Below are 15,516 nucleotides of genomic sequence, written 5' to 3'. Positions count from 1 at the left end.
GCCGACGAGCCCGGCGCCGCGGCGTCAGGCCGCGGAGCCGACGAGCCCGGCGGACCGGCACCTCCCGAAAACCGGGCGGCCTAACGGCCGACCCGAGAAACCGCAGCGCCTCGAAAAATCCGACGGCGCCAGCATCAGCACGCCCGGACCGACCGGCGCTAGCGAATCGACAAAGCCCGCCCCGGCCGGTGGTTGGAGCGGGTTCTTCTCGTGGAGCTAAGGGGATTCGAACCCCGGACCCCCACTTGCAGGACGGGGCGGGAGCCGTGACCAGGCCTTTTACCGGCTTGAACGCCGTGTCGTTGACGTAGTTGGGCACGCTACTGTCGTCAGTGTTGTCGTCAGAATTGTGGTCAACGGAGTGCCCATACCGACGAGACGGCACTTCAGCGGCGTCAGCCCTTCCACGGGTCAGAGGAGGCGAGGAGGTCCGCGAACAGCCAGCCGACATTTGATGCCCGCGGCGCTCGATAGCATCACTTAAGACGTGAAGTGATGCTATCTTCGGTATGTGGCATCAGCTGGGGAGGGCACCGCGCTCACGTACGAGACGCTGACGTGGGACGCGCCCGTCGAAGCCGGTTACGGCCTTGCGGACCTGCGGGCGGCGCAGCGACAAGCCGGAGAGTACGAGGCCGCGATCCCGGCGTCCATCGCCGAACTCGCCGTGTCGCTTCCGGCGGCGGTCCTGGCCGACGCTGAAGAAGCGAGCAATGAGATCACACGTTTCGACGCTGAGCTCGGCGACGAGATCGCGCCCTTCGCCGCCGTCTTGCTGCGATCGGAGTCCGCGGCGAGTTCGAACATCGAGAACTTGACCGCCTCCGCGCGCGCGATCGCTGAAGCCGAAGCCCTCGGCGACACCAGCCGGCGCAATGCCGCCCTGATCGTGAGCAACACCGAAGCCATGAAGGCTGCAGTCGCGCTGGCCGACCGACTCGACGACAAAGCGATCCTGGCTATGCACGCCGCCCTGATGCACCACACCGACCCTGTCTCCGCCGGAAACTGGCGCACTGAGCAGGTTTGGATTGGCGGTGGAAATTTCGGGCCCCGCGGCGCCGACTACGTCGCACCTCACCACACCCGCGTGCCCGGCGCGATCGAGGATCTCCTCGCCTTCACCCGTCGCGCCGATGTGCCCAGCCTCCCCCAGATCGCCATCGCCCACGCACAGTTCGAGACCATCCATCCCTTCACCGACGGCAACGGCCGGACCGGCCGCGCACTTATCCAAGCGATGCTGCGCCACAAGCGACTCACTCGCCAGATCACCGTCCCGGTCTCGGCCGGGCTCCTCACCGACACCGCTGCCTACTTCGGCGCCCTCGGCTCCTATCGCGACGGTGATCCCGCACACATGGTCGAGCGGCTCTCGGAAGCGTCGCTGCTCGCAGTCGCGAACGGACGCCGACTGGTCACCGACCTCAGATCAATTCGCGAGGAATGGGATACAAGGATCACTGCCCGGCGGGACTCAGCTGTTCATCGGGTCGCCGACCTGCTCATCCAGCACCCGGTCTTTAACGCGCAACTTCTTCAGCGTGAACTCGGCATCAGGACCGGGAACGCCCGCCGATATGTCGACCCGTTGACCACCGCCGGAATCATCATTGAGTTCACCGACCGCACCCGCAACAGAGCATGGCGCGCACCAGAAGTCCTCAGCGCGCTCGACGCGTTCGCCGCGCGAGCCGGGCGACGCAGCCGGTCCTGTTAGGCCGGCGAACCGGCAACGATGGATTATGAGTGGGTCAGTCCCCGGCACTTTTGGCCGAATCTACATGCGTTGCAACGGGTTTGATGGCCTCAATCTGAGGTATTGGGTGCATGACCTGCGCCACTCGTGCGCCACGTCGCTCTTCACGATGGGCGTGCAGCCCGCCACCGTCCAGCGGATCCTGCGCCATCGTTCGATCACCGTGACCACGGGAAACCTACGTCGAAGTGATCGAGGCGGTGCAGCTCGACGCACTCGACTCGATGTGTGGAATCCATGTTCGAACGACGACTGTCGCCAAAGACTGTCGTCAAGACGGATCTCCGACCCGTCCGCGCAAAACGACGAAACCCACCCCAACCGATGGTCAGAGCGGGTTTCGGACTGTGGAGCTAAGGGGATTCGAACCCCTGACCCCCACACTGCCAGTGTGGTGCGCTACCAACTGCGCCATAGCCCCGTGTCGTGCCCATCGAAGTTACACCACTGCCAGGTTGCCGTTCAAAATGGCTGGTCACGGTAGCTCCCCGGCGGCGTCGGGTCCGAGTGGGCGGGCCGGGGTGTGTTCGGCGGACGGCTTTCGGGTTTCGGGCGCGAAGAGCCACCCAACCGCGGCGGCCAGCAGGATCGCCCCGCTGATCACGAACGACCACGCGAACGACAGGTGCTGGGCGATCTGCCCGACCAGCAGCGAACCCACGATCGAGCCCATGTCCGCCATCATCTGAAACCCCGCCAGCGCGGTGCCGCCGCGCGCCTTGTTGCCGATGACGTCGGCCACGGCGGCCTGCTGTGGCGAGCTGAACATCCCCGTCGCCGCGCCCGCCAGAAACGCCGTGACCAGGAACACCGTCAGGTTGTCGCTGAACCCGACCGCAATCGTGGCCGCCCCGGCCGCGGCCAGCCCGATGATGAGCAGGATCCGGCGCCCGACTCGGTCCGACAGATGTCCGCTGGGGATCACGGCGACCACGTTGCCGATCGCGAACGTCGCCAGCGCCAGTCCCGCAGTGCCGACGCCGCGACCGAGCACCTCCACGACGAACAGCGGCACCAGCGCGATACGCAGCCCGAACGCCGACCACCCGGTGGCCAGGTTCGACAGCAGCGCGGCGCGATACGCCCCGTGGCGGAACGCCTCGCCGAAGGTGACCTTGATCTGGGTGTCCGGCGCGGGAGCCGCCAGCGACGAGTGCCGCAGGCTGATGAACACCACCGCGGCCGCAACCGAGAGCGCACCGCCGTAGATCAAAAACGGCGCCGATAACCCGAAGCCAGCGGTCAGGCTGCCCAACACGGGCCCGCCCACCGAGCCGACCAGGAATGCCGAGGAGAACATGCCGGCCACCCGCCCGCGGGCATCGGGCGGGCTGATCCGGATCATCAACCCCAGCGCGGAGATGAAGAACATGGTCGAGCCGACCCCGCCGACCGACCGGAACAACAACAGCTGCCAATACGTCTGCGCGAACGCGCACGCTCCCGTCGACAGCGCGACGATCAGCAATCCGCTGACGTAGATGCGCCGCTCCCCCAGCCGCTGTACCAGCTGCCCAGCGGCGGGGGCGAACAACAGCCGCATCATCGCGAAGGCCGTGATGACGAACGTCGCCGCGCCGATGCCCACACCGAAATGGCGGGCATACTCCGGCAGCACCGGCGACACCACCCCGTAGCCCAGCGCGATCACGGCGTTCGAGAAGATCAGCACCCAGACTTCGGGGGGCAACCGCTCCTTGGTGCGTGCAGCCGCCGCGGACGAACTCACACGGCGACCCTATTGGACGACTTTGTTGACCACTTCCTTGGCAGCGTCCTGCACCTGTGCCAGGTGCTCGGGCCCACGAAAGGATTCGGCGTAGATCTTGTAGACGTCCTCGGTGCCCGACGGGCGCGCGGCGAACCACGCGTTCTCGGTCGTCACCTTCAAGCCCCCGAGCGGCGCCCCGTTGCCCGGCGCCTCGGTCAGCTTGGCGGTGATCGGTTCACCCGCCAGTTCGGTGGCCGTCACCTGCTCGGGCGACAGCTTGCCCAGCCGCGCCTTCTGCTCGCGGTCGGCGGGTGCCTGGATGCGGGCATAGGTCGGGGCGCCGTACTCCTCGGCGAGCGCGTGGTAGCGCTGCGAGGGCGTGGCGCCGGTGACCGCGAGGATCTCGGAGGCCAACAGCGCCAGGATGATGCCGTCCTTGTCGGTGGTCCACACCGAACCGTCGCGCCGCAGGAACGACGCGCCGGCACTTTCCTCACCACCGAAACCGATTGTGCCACTGAGTAATCCGTCGACAAACCACTTGAAGCCGACCGGCACCTCCACCAGCTTACGGCCCAGCCCGGCGACCACCCGGTCGATGATCGACGAGCTGACGATGGTCTTTCCGACCGCCGTGGCGGCCGGCCAGTCCGGCCGGTGGGCACAGAGGTATTCGATCGCCACCGCCAGGTAGTGGTTCGGATTGAGCAGGCCTGCATCGGGTGTGACGATGCCGTGCCGGTCGGCGTCGGGATCGTTGCCGGTCGCGATCTGATAGACGTCGCGGTTGGCGACCAGCGGCGCCATCGCGTGCGGTGAGCTGCAGTCCATCCGGATCTTGCCATCGGTGTCCAGCGTCATGAACGCCCACGTCTGGTCGACGTAGGGATGTACCACGGTGAGGTCCAGGTTGTACCGCTCGGCGATCGCGCCCCAGTAGTCGACGCTGGCGCCGCCGAGCGGGTCGGCGCCGATGCGAATACCTTCCGCGCTGATCGCGTGCATATCTACGACGGTGGCCAGGTCGTCGACGTAGGCGTTGAGGTAATCGTGGCGCTGCACGTCGCTCATCGCCCGCGCCAGCGACACCCGACGAACGTCCTTGAGCTTGCCGACCAGCAGTTCGTTGGCCCGTTTGGCGATCGCGCCGGTGGCGTCGGTGTCGGCGGGGCCGCCGCTTGGCGGGTTGTACTTGAAGCCGCCGTCACGCGGGGGATTGTGTGACGGTGTGACGACGATGCCGTCAGCCAGGCCGTCGGCGCGGCCGCGGTTGTAGGTGAGGATCGCGTGGCTGATCGCCGGCGTCGGTGTGTAGCGGTCGGCCGAATCGATCATCGTCACAACGTTGTTGGCGGCCAGTACCTCCAGCGCCGATTCCCACGCCGGCTCTGAGAGCGCATGGGTGTCACGGCCGAGGAACAACGGGCCGGTGGTGCCCTGCGCGGCGCGGTACTCCACGATCGCCTGCGTGGTGGCCAGAATGTGCGCCTCGTTGAACGACGCGTCCAGGCTCGACCCGCGGTGTCCCGACGTGCCGAACGCCACCTGTTGATCCGGATCTGCTGGATCCGGCCTGGTGGTGTAGTACGCGGTGACCACCGCGGCGACGTCGATGAGGTCTTCGGGCTGTGCCGGCTGACCGGCACGCGGATTGGCCGCCATGGACTCGATTGTGCTCCACACCGGAGCGGAACGCTCGGTGGTACCGCCATACTTTGCGTTGTGCTCAGTTACGACGGCCGCGAGCTAGCCGCGGTGTTTGTGGGCGGTGCGCTCGGCACGCTTGCCCGCGCAGCGCTCGAGGCACTGGCCGCGCCGGACCCGGGGCGGTGGCCGTGGCCGACGTTCGTCGCCAACATCGTCGGGGCACTTCTGTTGGGGTACTTCACTACCCGACTGCTGGAACGGTTGCCGGTCTCGAGCTACCGGCGCCCGCTGCTGGGCACCGGCCTCTGCGGTGGCTTGACGACGTTCTCGACCATGCAGGTCGAAACGCTGAAGATGATCGAGCACGGCCACTACGCGCTGGCCGTTGGCTACACGGCCACCAGCATCGCCGCCGGTTTGGTGGCGCTCTACGTCGCCACTGCGATGGTGCGACGCGTTCGGGTGCGCACATGACGACGGTTGCGGTCTGGACCGCGGTGCCGCTGTTCGGAGGTCTCGGCGCGGTGCTGCGTTTCGTCGTCGACCGCACGGTGTCGAATCGAGTCAACAGCGCCTTCCCTTACGGCACGCTGGTGGTGAACATCAGCGGCGCCCTGCTCCTTGGATTTCTGGCGGGCCTGGCCCTGGACCCGCACCTGGCGTTGCTCGCGGGCACCGCGTTCGTCGGCTCGTATACGACGTTCTCGACGTGGATGCTGGAGACCCACCGGCTCGGCGAAGAACGCCGGGTCGGCATGGCCGTCGCCAATATCGGTGCCAGCTTGGTGCTGGGACTTGCCGCGGCGGCATGTGGTCTGTGGCTGGGATTGCGCCTGTGACCGACGATTACATCAAGCTCAGTTGCTACTTCGGTGAACGACACCGGGCGGGAAACCGGTTTCTGGCCGAAGCGCTCGTCGGGCTCTACGCCGACGCCGAGGTCGCCGCCAGCGTCGTGCTGCGCGGTATCGCCGGCTTCGGTCCGCGCCATCGGTTGCGCACCGATCGGACCCTCACCTCGTCCGAGGATCCGCCGATCGTCGTCACCGCGGTCGACACCGCGACGAAGATGCACGGTCTTGCCGAACAGGCGGCCGCGTTGACCACCGATGGGCTGATCACCCTCGAGCGCGTGCGTCCCGTCGACGAGTTCGACGCGACGACGGCCGAGGTCTCGATGCTGACCGTGTACGTGGGCCGCTATGGCCGGGTGGCCGATCAGCCCGCCTACCGCGCCGTCTGCGACCTCCTGTACCGCCGCGGATTCGCCGGTGCCACCGCATTTCTCGGCGTCGACGGCACACGGCTGGGACGACGTCGGCAGGCCCGGTTCTTCGGCCGCAACCGCCACGTACCGGTGATGATCACCGCGATCGCGCGCGCAGAGCAGATCGATGATGCGACGTCCGAACTGCGTGCCGTATTGGACGATCCGCTGATGACGCTCGAACGCGCGCACCTGTGTAAACGCGATGGCCTGCTGGTGGACCGGCCACCGCCGCTACCGCCCGTCGACAGCGAGGGACTAGCGCTGTCACAGAGACTGACCGTCCGCACTTCTGAGGCAACGCTGCACGACGGTGTGCCGATCCACCGGGCGCTCGTCCGGCGCCTGCGCGAGTCCGCCGCGGTGAGCGGCGCGACCGCGCTGCGCGGTGTGTGGGGCTTTCATGGCGACCATGAACCGCACGGCGACAAGCTGTTTCAGATTGCCCGACAGGTCCCGGTGAGCACCGTGATCGTTGACACACCCGAGCGGATCTCGGCTTGCTTTGACATAGTCGATGAGCTGACCGCCGAACACGGCCTGGTCACCAGCGAGTTGGTACCCGCCGTGGTGTCCATCGACGGCGGTGAACGGCTCGGCGGCACGCGCCTGGCCCGGCACGACTGCTAAACCCGCCGAGGTAAGCCAGCCTCTCCTGCTTCGACGGTGTACCGTCACTCGCCGTGAAGCCGTCTACTCCAGAAGCAGTGAATGCCGCGCTCACAGAGATCTTGCGCGACGACATGAACGTCGACATCAGCCGGGTGACCCGGGAATCCCGGCTGATCGACGACGTCGGTCTCGACTCGGTCGCGTTCGCGGTCGGGATGGTGGCGATCGAAGATCGTCTCGGGGTGACGCTGGAAGAAGAAGATCTGCTCAGCTGCAACACGGTCGGCGATCTCGAAGCCGCAATCCTCGCAAAAGAGCCTGCCGCACAGATGAACTCGTGAACATCAGCGAGGGTTAGGCGACGTCGGAATTGCGCGGCAGCGCATAGAGCGCCATGCGCCGGTTGGGCATATCGTGCTCGCCGAGAAACTCGCATCCGGCGTACTCGCACAGGCGCCGGGCCCCGCTGTTGCGGTGGTCCGGGTCGAACATGATGCGCTGGCACTGTGGCTCCAGCTCGAAGATGCTGGCGACGATGCGCGGCAGTACGATCGGCCCGATCCCCCGGTTGACGAACCTGGCATCGGCGATGGCTGCGTGCAGACCGATGTCATGCGGGTCGGCGGCGTACCGGGTGGCGATGGAATCCTTTGCCGCCCGGTAGAGCTCGATATAGCCGAACGGCTTACCGCGGAAGAAGCCCAGCAACGGGCGCGAGTACTGGCCGTCGAGTTGAGCGGTCAGATAGCGGTGCCAACGCGCCGGCGGCCACGCGTACTCCCACGCCTCGACCAGATGCGGGCGGTTCATCCACTCCGAAATCAACTCCGCGTCGGTGTCGGGGTCGACGAGGCGCGCGGCGTACGGCTCGCCGACGATGGGAATAGCCGGCGCCGCCACCTGACGCACCTCTTCGCAGATGTCTTTCAGCTCGCGCGGCAGCACCGGGGTCGGCGCCTCTTCAATGTCGGTCATCGGCCTCCGACCCTACCCCACCAAGTTAGGCAAGCTTTACCTCCATTGAGGCGCGCACCGGGCGGGTGCGAGCGGCAACGCCCCGGTGGCGTTGTACGACCCGACGTCGGCGCCGCATGCACGACATCCACCTTAGGACAGCAGCTTCCGCAATACCGCCGCCTGGCTGATATCCATATCGCGAGACGCTGTCACCAGCACGACGGGGCCGTCGCGCATCAGGTCACGCACCTCGGACAAGGCGGCTGACCCTGCATCGGATTCGAGTTCCTCGGCGTAGCGGGTGGCGAACTCGTCGAACCGCTCACGCTTGTGCGAGTACCAGCGTCGCAACTCGGCGGACGGTGCCACGTCCGGAAGCCAGCGGCCGACCCTGGGATCGTCCTTGCGCATACCGCGCGGCCACAACCGGTCGACGAGCACCCGCGCGCCCTCGTCGGAAGCGGGGTCGTCATACACCCGGGCGAGCTTGATGCCTGAGCGTCGACTCATGCGTGGGATGGTAGGACGATGGACATCGATCGGGTCGCAGAACTTCAGCGTTGGGAGGATGCCGGCGCGGTGTGGGAAGTGCTGTCTCGGCGCGGCGGCGCCGTGATCGTGGCGTTGTTGCGCTGCGACGGCGGCGAGGAGGTAGACCGGTTCACCTCCGACGATCCCCGCCTGCTGGATTTCATCGGTGACCGGCGCAGCAGCGAGGAGTGAGGCGTGCAGGTCGGCCAGCTCACCTTCGTGCCCGCCGTCGATGCGGTGGAGCTTGTCGCGGCACCGGTACGCCGCCAGCTGCGCGACGGCCTGTGGGTCAGCGCGATCGACCCGAAGTTTGCCGACACCGCCGCATTCTGCGAGCACTACGGGGTGGGCCTGGACGAGTCGGCGAACTGCGTCGTGGTCGAGGCTCGCCGCGCCGAGCGCACGTGGTACGCCGCGTGTCTGGTGCTGGCCACCACCCGCGCCGACATCAACGGTGTGGTCCGCAAACACCTTGGCGCGCGAAAGATCTCGTTCGCGTCGATGGATACCGCGGTGTCGCTGACCGGTATGGAGTACGGCGGCATCACCCCGATCGGCCTCCCACCGGAGTGGCCGATCCTCATCGACGACAACGTGATCCGGCAGGGCCGGGTGATCATCGGCAGCGGTATGCGGGCCTCGAAGCTCCTTGGGACCACCGATGTGTTGGCCGGTCTGCCGAATAGCGAAGTGTTGGCGATTGTCAAGCCCGAGTAGACCGCATGCCGACGAGGTCGGCGAATGCGTTGGCCGCGGCATCGACACCGGCGAGGTCTTCGGTGGCCACGAGGTCGAGCAACAACCCACGGGTTACCGCCAGGCCGAGGCGCGTCAACGCGGGATCCGGCGCGCTACCGGTACTGACAGCACAGGCCAACCACGCGTCGATGGCGCCCGGCAGCATCCTGGCGAACGGCTGCTCGCCCTGTGCGCCGCGCGCGTAGCACTCAAAGAAAAGCCGTTCGAACGGGCGTAGTTCGGGGCGCCGCAGGTTCGCCCACATGGCGGCGATCGCTTTATCCGGCTCGGGCGGCAGCTCGCTCAGCAGCGCCATCTGCCGGCGCTCGACCTCCTCGACAATCGACAGCAGCAGCTCATCACGGGACCCGAAGTGGTGCAGCAGCATGCGGTGGCTGGTGCCGACGGCCGCGGCGATCTCCCGAAGCGAACGGTCGCCGATGCCGGCCTTCGCAAACTCGGTGACCAACGCGTCGAGCAGCTCCCTGCGCCGCCCGACGTCAGGAGGCCGCGCCATCGAGGCGGTAGAGCTGTTCGCTTCGGGTCTTCAGGCCCGCGGCCTCGAGATCCAGATAGCGCTTGGTCATCCGGTGCATCAGCACAGCGACCGCGACGCCGACAGGGCCCCGCTGGTCGACCTGCTGGCGCACCCGGGTGCGACGGTCGGTTACCGGCGCAATCTCGTGGCGCGCCACGGTCAACCCTCCTGGGGAGCGCTGCTCCCAGCTCCAGCCCGTGCCCGGCGATATCTCGGTCACCACCCATATCAACTTGGGCATCCGGGGCTGCTTGAGCTCGTAGCGCTTTCCGATAGCCAGCTCCGAGCCGTCCAGAGCGGTGAGCCGGGTGACCGAGGACGTCCACTCCGGCCAGCGTTCGACGTCGCTGAACACATCCCACACCACATTGGCGGGCGCCTCGATCTCGACGGCACATTCAGTAATCATGTACCAGATGGTACATCCATCGTCGGATCGACGAAAGGCCCCGTAGCAAACAGAACCGGCGAAAGTGCGTGCAGAACCGGTCGGGCAGCCATACCGTCATTCCATCGGCCCTCGCCGCAGGATTGACGAAAGGATGCCTTCGTTGACCACGACCGCGAACGCATACGGGCGATTCATCGGCAGGGTCGGCGCACTGGCTGTCGCGCTGGGTGTCGGCGCCGCCATCGCCCACAGCCCCGGCATCGCGCTCGCCGAGAACGGCACGGCCGACACCGCCGACAGCACGAGCGCTTCGGTGTCGGAATCCGCCGCAGTTTCCGACGACGACGGTTCGGTTGAGGACGATGTTGACGTTGAGGACGACGTGTCCGTGGAGGACGACGACGTTGAGGACGATGTGTCCGTGGAGGACGACGACGTTGAGGACGATGTGTCCGTGGAGGACGACGACGTTGAGGACGTTGAGGACGTTGACGTTGAGGACGACGAGGAAGACGACGACGAGCCCACGTCGGACTCCGGCAGCGATCACCCGGCCACACCGATCGTAGAGGTGCCGACCGGCACCGCCGAACCGATCGACGAAGAGGAACCGCCGGCGGTAACCGTGTCGCAGGTGACCACGCAGCCCGATCCCCAGCCCGACCCGACGCCGACAGAAACCGTCGCGACTGAAACCGTCGCGACCGTTGTCGCCGACACACCCGAGCAGGAAACCGCCGACGCACCGGTCGTCACGCACATCGACGGCGTCGTCTCATCCGTCCTGTCCGCGTTGGGTTTTGGCGCACACGCAGCCGATGGTGCGCCGGCACCGCAGCAGCCGGTCGCGCTGTGGGCGATGCTGGCATGGGCGCGACGCGAGATCGGCACCACGAGCACGCCGACGCTCAGCCCTGCCGCCTCGACCGTGACGACGTCACAAACCGCCGCCGAAACCACCGTCAGCCCGCTGGGCACACCCCAGCAGCTGGCCGCCGAACGGATTGCCCGGCAGACCGCCAACTCGCTACCGGTCGCGCTGATGAAAGTCGTGCTGCGGGTGGGCTTTTTGTTCGCCGCGCACCGGCAGTATCCCGGCGGGCTCGACCAGGGCAGCCTGGCGTCGCTCAACAGGGCGGTCAACGAATACGCGATGGCCGCGGCCTATCAGCAGCAACTACTGAACCCGCTGACCCCGACGGTGGTCACCCAGGTCGCCCCGCCCCACATCTGGTACGGGCAGAGCGCGGGCGGGTCTCGGATCCTCTATGACAACCCCGACACGATCTACCGGTTCATGGCGGTCAGCGCCTCATCGGAGTATGTGATCACCGGCCGGTTTCACGATCTCACCGAAGACGGCCGGCCGGCCGACACCACGTTCAGCGTGCTGGAAGGTCTGGCGGGTACGACCTCGACGATCCTGAGTGCCGACGATCTGGAGATCAATGACGACGGCACCTTCGTCATCACGGTCAGCACCGAACCGGCCAACGGGCGCAAAAACCATCTGCAGCTGACGTCCGGTTCCACGCTCATCGCCGCGCGGGACACGTTGGGCAACTGGAACGAAGAGACGCCGATGAGCCTATCGATCGAACGCGTCGCCGGCCCGCCCAACAGCCTGTTCGCCCAGATCGGCGGCTTCGTGTTCCTCGGTCCGCAGGTCAGCACCAACCGCTTCCTGACGACGTTGGTGTCGCTGGTGCCGCCCCTGCCGTATATGCCGCCGGTGCTGCGCGGGGCGTTCACCGCGGTGATCCTGCTGGTGCGCGGGGTCAACGAGCAGGCCAAGTACATGGCGCTGGCGAGCACCGATCCGGAGACCGGACAGCCGCGCGAGGCCAACGTGCTTGCGCAACCGTCCTCCAACGCCGAGTTTCTCGCCAACCAGCTACAGAGCACCGGACACTTCCAGCTCGCCGACGACGAAGTACTAATGCTCACCATCGATCCCGGCAGCGCCGGCTACTTCATCGTCCCGACCTACAACATCTGGACCATCACCGACGACTACTGGAACCAACAAACCAGCCTCAACAACGAGCAGGCCGTCGCCAACGGGGACGGCACCTACACGGTGGTCATCTCCCCGACCGATCCCGGTGCGACCAATTGGATTTCGACCGGAGGGCTGCACCAGGGCGCGATCTCGATCCGGTTCCAGGACCTCGGCCCGAACCCTGACGACAACCCGCCGCGCATCCTTGATCAGCAGGTGATGTCCCATGAGGAGTTGCGCGATTATCTGCCGCCGGAGGACTTCATCACCGAAGAGCAGCGCGCGGAGCAACTCGCCTTACGCAAGGCCGGCTACGACAGGCGCTGGGCGCCCTACCCGCAGCCCTGACCGTGAAGCCGGGTGCGGAACAATCGCATCCGACATGACCGACATCGAAGACCCACCGCCCACCTCGCGTCGTCGCCACGTCCTGCGCCTGGTCGCGGTCGCGGCGTTCCTGTTGGGGCTGTTCTACCTGGTCGCGGTCGCCCGGGTCATCGACGTCGAAGCCGTGCGAAACGCGGTCGCGGCCACCGGCCCTATCGCTCCGCTCGCGTACGTGGTCGCCTCCGCGGTGCTCGGCGCGGTGTTCGTGCCCGGCCCGATACTGGCGGCGGGCAGCGGCTTGCTGTTCGGACCCGTGCTGGGGGTTTTCGTCACGCTCGGCGCGACGGTCGGTACCGCCACCATCGCCAGCCTGATCGGACGTCGGGCAGGCAGGGATAGCGCGCGGGCCCTGCTCGGCGCGCAGCACGCCGAGCGCCTCGACCGGCTGATCCTACGGGGCGGGCTGTGGGCGGTGGTCGGCCAGCGATTCGTCCCCGGTGTCTCCGACGCGTTGGCGTCCTATGCGTTCGGCGCCTTCGGAGTTCCGTTGTGGCAGATGGCCGTCGGCGCGTTCATCGGGTCGGCGCCGCGTGCGTTCGTCTACACGGCGCTGGGTGCGTCGATCGGGGACTTGTCGTCGCCATTGGTCTATGCCGCGGTCGCGGTCTGGTGCGTGATGGCTGTCGTCGGCGCCTTCGCCACGCACCGCGGCTTCCGGACCTGGCGGGCGCGGTCTGGGGCGAACAGGCCCAGCTGAGCTTGATTGTGAGCTGACTCACATTAGGATGGGCCGCGGAGGTCAGGCCCATGACACGTAACTATTCACACTCACTCGTTTCAGGCGGGCTGAACTGGGACAGTCTGCCGCTGAAATTGTTCGCCGGCGGTAACGCCAAGTTCTGGGATCCCGCCGACATCGACTTCTCCCGCGACCGAGAAGACTGGGAAGGGTTGTCCGAACTGGAACGTGATTGGGCGACGCGGTTGTGCGCCCAGTTCATCGCCGGCGAGGAAGCCGTCACCCAGGACATCCAGCCGTTCATGGCGGCGATGCGGGCCGAAGGTCGCCTCGGCGACGAGATGTATTTGACGCAGTTCGCGTTCGAGGAGGCCAAACACACGCAGGTGTTCCGCATGTGGCTCGACGCGGTCGGGATGACCGGCGACCTGCAGCACTACCTCGATGAACTGCCGTCCTATCGTCAGATGTTCTACGAGGAGCTGCCGCGATCGCTGGACGCCCTGGCCACCGACCCCTCACCGGCCGCGCAGGTTCGGGCGTCGGCGACGTACAACCATGTCATCGAGGGCATGATGGCGTTGACGGGATACTATGCGTGGCACCGGATTTGCATGGACCGAGGTATCCTTCCCGGCATGCAGGAGCTGGTGCGGCGCATCGGCGATGACGAGCGCCGCCACATGGCATGGGGCACGTTCACCTGTCGGCGCCACGTCGCCGCTGACGACGCCAACTGGACGGTGTTCGAGACGCGGATGAACGAGCTCATTCCGCTGGCGCTAGCCAATACCGAAGATGCATTCGCGCTCTACGACGACATCCCCTTCGGTCTCACGATGGCCGAGTTCCAGACCTACGCCGCCGACAAAGGTATGCGCCGACTCGGAACGATCGACAGTGCACGAGGCCGGCCGCTGGCCGATATCGACGTCGACTATTCGCCGCTTCAGCTCGAAGATACGTTCGCCGACGAGGATCGAGCATCCTTGGTGACGTCCGGCTAAGGCAACGCCGGACTGCCCGGCGGCGGTGCGAGCCGCCAGGTATCGCACGCCGTCGCCAACATCGCGTACGTGCCGAAGATGAAGATGAGCTCCATCGCCTGATGCGTGCCGATCTCGTCGACCAGGCGCTGCCACGTTGCTGGGTGGATGTGCGCGTCGGCCAGCATCTGGTCGGTGGCCTCCAGCACCAGCCGGTCCAGGCCGTCGAAGTCGTCGTTGCCGCGGGCCAGCCGGGCGATGTCCTCTTCGGCGATGCCGCCTGCGACGGCGATGCGGATGTGTTCGCCCCACACAAAAGCGGAGCGCCGTGCGTGGGCGAGGCGCAGTATCGCCAGTTCCCGCAGGCGCACCGGAAGTTCACCATGCATCAGCAGAAAGCCGTTGTAGCTCAGGAACTTCTGCGCCAACTTGGGGTGCTGGGCCAGCAATCCGAGGATGTCGAAGTTCAGCGGGTCCCTGGGATGCCCCGATCCGGCCCGCGGTATCTGGTCGCCTGAAACGCCGGTCAGTGCCCCGACGGCCTCGTATTCGTCCTTGCCCCACGCGTCGGCGGTCAGCGGGGTCAGCAGCGGTGCGTCAGCGTTTTCGGTCATGTCGCCCTTCGGTGTGCGGGCCGCGCCGTGTCAGAGAAGCGGCTCTTCGCGCGCCAGGATAGTGCGATGCATCAGCCGTCCGCTGTCCTCGGCATACGGAAGCGCCCGGTGCATGGTTCCGGTGTTGTCCCAGATGAGCAGATCGCCAAGTTGCCATTGGTGCCGGTTGGTGGACAGCAACGTCGATCCGGTCCGAGACGGGTTCGACGTGGTGTTCGGTACCGGACCACTGCAAGATTCGACGCTGATCGCGCGTAAGGTGTTCAGCCTCGAGTTGTTCCTCTGTGCCTCAGCGGAATTCGTTCGAGAAGTCCGCACACAGATCTCCGAACCCGCTCACCTCAACGAACTACCGTTCATCGACTTCGGCTTCTGCGGGCAACGCAAACTCGCCGTAACCAAGAACAAGCGTCGACACGAACTCACCCCGCCAGTGCGAGCGCGCGCCAACAACTTTCAGGTGTGCAAGCAATACATCCTCGAGGGTTTAGGTATCGGCGCCATGCCGACCCAGATCATCTGCACCGACGAACTGCGCGACGGCACCGTCGTGCCCGTCCTACCGGAGTGGACGCCGCAACCGCTGGACGTGCACATGATTTACCCGTTCGAACTGTCCTTCTCCACGCTGATCAGCGCGTTCTACAAGGCGGCCTGCGAGATCATCATCGAGAACACCGCACGCACATAGCCCTCG

The 15,516-nt window shown here is 66.4% G+C and carries 18 protein-coding genes, 1 tRNA gene and 3 pseudogenes; 13 read left to right on the top strand and 9 right to left on the bottom strand.

Features of this window, described 5'->3' with window-relative positions:
* The 3 genes and pseudogenes from ABQF13_RS24965 to ABQF13_RS24955 all read left to right on the top strand — a co-directional run.
* The coding region (locus ABQF13_RS24965) for a hypothetical protein (RefSeq protein WP_448395486.1) at positions 1–220 on the top strand (220 nt) is incomplete at its 5' end.
* A gap of 291 nt (positions 221–511) precedes the next feature.
* A complete protein-coding gene (locus tag ABQF13_RS24960; RefSeq protein WP_448395485.1) occupies positions 512–1,720 on the top strand; it encodes a Fic family protein in 1,209 nt (402 codons plus the stop codon).
* A 25-nt stretch (positions 1,721–1,745) separates the two neighbouring features.
* Positions 1,746–1,916, top strand: a pseudogene (locus ABQF13_RS24955) (tyrosine-type recombinase/integrase); the annotation flags it as partial.
* Between the two features lie 191 nt (positions 1,917–2,107).
* Here ABQF13_RS24955 and ABQF13_RS24950 read toward each other — a convergent pair.
* From ABQF13_RS24950 to pgm, 3 genes are all read right to left on the bottom strand, one after another.
* Positions 2,108–2,180, bottom strand: a tRNA-Ala gene (locus ABQF13_RS24950).
* A gap of 54 nt (positions 2,181–2,234) precedes the next feature.
* Positions 2,235–3,488 carry an MFS transporter gene (locus ABQF13_RS24945; protein ID WP_448395484.1) on the bottom strand — a complete coding sequence of 418 codons (1,254 nt, stop codon included), beginning with the start codon at positions 3,486–3,488 and terminating at the stop codon, positions 2,235–2,237.
* A 9-nt stretch (positions 3,489–3,497) separates the two neighbouring features.
* Complete coding sequence (gene pgm / locus ABQF13_RS24940) at positions 3,498–5,132, bottom strand: phosphoglucomutase (alpha-D-glucose-1,6-bisphosphate-dependent) (protein ID WP_448395483.1); 1,635 nt, start codon at positions 5,130–5,132, stop codon at positions 3,498–3,500.
* A gap of 60 nt (positions 5,133–5,192) precedes the next feature.
* On the opposite strand from pgm, the gene crcB (ABQF13_RS24935) reads away from it, so the two are divergent.
* From crcB (ABQF13_RS24935) to ABQF13_RS24920, 4 genes are read left to right on the top strand one after another with little or no spacing between them, the layout of a single operon-like run.
* Positions 5,193–5,591, top strand: coding sequence for a fluoride efflux transporter CrcB (gene crcB, locus ABQF13_RS24935; protein WP_448395482.1), 399 nt, complete (start codon positions 5,193–5,195; stop codon positions 5,589–5,591).
* Entirely contained in the window at positions 5,588–5,956 is a 369-nt protein-coding gene (gene crcB, locus ABQF13_RS24930) for a fluoride efflux transporter CrcB (RefSeq protein ID WP_448395481.1), read from the top strand. The genes crcB (ABQF13_RS24935) and crcB (ABQF13_RS24930) overlap by 4 nt, the downstream gene beginning before the upstream one ends.
* Positions 5,953–7,014, top strand: a complete 1,062-nt coding sequence (locus ABQF13_RS24925) for a putative PII-like signaling protein (RefSeq protein ID WP_448395480.1) — start codon at positions 5,953–5,955, stop codon at positions 7,012–7,014. The genes crcB (ABQF13_RS24930) and ABQF13_RS24925 overlap by 4 nt, the downstream gene beginning before the upstream one ends.
* Before the next feature lie 53 nt (positions 7,015–7,067).
* Entirely contained in the window at positions 7,068–7,337 is a 270-nt protein-coding gene (locus ABQF13_RS24920; RefSeq protein ID WP_448395479.1) for a mycobactin biosynthesis acyl carrier protein MbtL, read from the top strand.
* 13 nt (positions 7,338–7,350) lie between these two features.
* Here ABQF13_RS24920 and ABQF13_RS24915 read toward each other — a convergent pair whose 3' ends face one another.
* The gene (locus ABQF13_RS24915) at positions 7,351–7,971 is read right to left on the bottom strand and encodes a GNAT family N-acetyltransferase (protein ID WP_448395478.1); all 621 of its coding nucleotides are present in this window, start codon (positions 7,969–7,971) and stop codon (positions 7,351–7,353) included.
* 132 nt (positions 7,972–8,103) lie between these two features.
* Complete coding sequence (locus tag ABQF13_RS24910; RefSeq protein ID WP_448395477.1) at positions 8,104–8,463, bottom strand: DUF488 domain-containing protein; 360 nt, start codon at positions 8,461–8,463, stop codon at positions 8,104–8,106.
* Positions 8,464–8,481: 18 nt separating this feature from the next.
* On the opposite strand from ABQF13_RS24910, the gene ABQF13_RS24905 reads away from it, so the two are divergent.
* On the top strand, positions 8,482–8,676 hold the full coding sequence (locus ABQF13_RS24905) for a hypothetical protein (RefSeq protein ID WP_448395476.1): 195 nt from the start codon (positions 8,482–8,484) through the stop codon (positions 8,674–8,676).
* A 3-nt stretch (positions 8,677–8,679) separates the two neighbouring features.
* A complete protein-coding gene (locus ABQF13_RS24900; RefSeq protein ID WP_448395475.1) occupies positions 8,680–9,201 on the top strand; it encodes a YbaK/EbsC family protein in 522 nt (173 codons plus the stop codon).
* Here ABQF13_RS24900 and ABQF13_RS24895 read toward each other — a convergent pair.
* Entirely contained in the window at positions 9,188–9,739 is a 552-nt protein-coding gene (locus tag ABQF13_RS24895) for a TetR/AcrR family transcriptional regulator (protein ID WP_448395474.1), read from the bottom strand. The two genes, ABQF13_RS24900 and ABQF13_RS24895, sit on opposite strands and share 14 nt — an antisense overlap.
* The gene (locus tag ABQF13_RS24890; protein ID WP_448395473.1) at positions 9,723–10,169 is read right to left on the bottom strand and encodes an SRPBCC family protein; all 447 of its coding nucleotides are present in this window, start codon (positions 10,167–10,169) and stop codon (positions 9,723–9,725) included. The genes ABQF13_RS24895 and ABQF13_RS24890 overlap by 17 nt, the downstream gene beginning before the upstream one ends.
* 142 nt (positions 10,170–10,311) lie before the next feature.
* Here ABQF13_RS24890 and ABQF13_RS24885 point away from each other — a divergent pair, with 142 nt between their 5' ends.
* From ABQF13_RS24885 to ABQF13_RS24875, 3 genes are read left to right on the top strand one after another with little or no spacing between them, the layout of a single operon-like run.
* Entirely contained in the window at positions 10,312–12,501 is a 2,190-nt protein-coding gene (locus tag ABQF13_RS24885; RefSeq protein WP_448395472.1) for a hypothetical protein, read from the top strand.
* A gap of 34 nt (positions 12,502–12,535) precedes the next feature.
* Positions 12,536–13,237: a TVP38/TMEM64 family protein gene (locus ABQF13_RS24880; protein WP_448395471.1), complete on the top strand. Its 702-nt coding sequence runs from the start codon at positions 12,536–12,538 to the stop codon at positions 13,235–13,237.
* Positions 13,238–13,287: 50 nt separating this feature from the next.
* Positions 13,288–14,226, top strand: a complete 939-nt coding sequence (locus ABQF13_RS24875) for a R2-like ligand-binding oxidase (protein ID WP_448395470.1) — start codon at positions 13,288–13,290, stop codon at positions 14,224–14,226.
* On the opposite strand, the gene ABQF13_RS24870 is transcribed toward ABQF13_RS24875, so the two are convergent.
* Together ABQF13_RS24870 and ABQF13_RS24865 are read right to left on the bottom strand one after the other, a co-directional pair.
* On the bottom strand, positions 14,223–14,819 hold the full coding sequence (locus ABQF13_RS24870; RefSeq protein WP_448395469.1) for a carboxymuconolactone decarboxylase family protein: 597 nt from the start codon (positions 14,817–14,819) through the stop codon (positions 14,223–14,225). The two genes, ABQF13_RS24875 and ABQF13_RS24870, sit on opposite strands and share 4 nt — an antisense overlap.
* Before the next feature lie 30 nt (positions 14,820–14,849).
* A pseudogene (locus ABQF13_RS24865) lies at positions 14,850–14,984 on the bottom strand (TauD/TfdA family dioxygenase); the annotation flags it as partial.
* Here ABQF13_RS24865 and ABQF13_RS24860 point away from each other — a divergent pair.
* Positions 14,983–15,510: pseudogene (locus ABQF13_RS24860) on the top strand (LysR substrate-binding domain-containing protein); the annotation flags it as partial. The pseudogenes ABQF13_RS24865 and ABQF13_RS24860 overlap by 2 nt on opposite strands.
* Between the last annotated feature and the right edge of the window lie 6 nt (positions 15,511–15,516).

It is taken from the genome of Mycolicibacterium sp. XJ879 (genome assembly GCF_053483935.1).
This window is presented reverse-complemented; position numbering and strand designations above follow the sequence as displayed.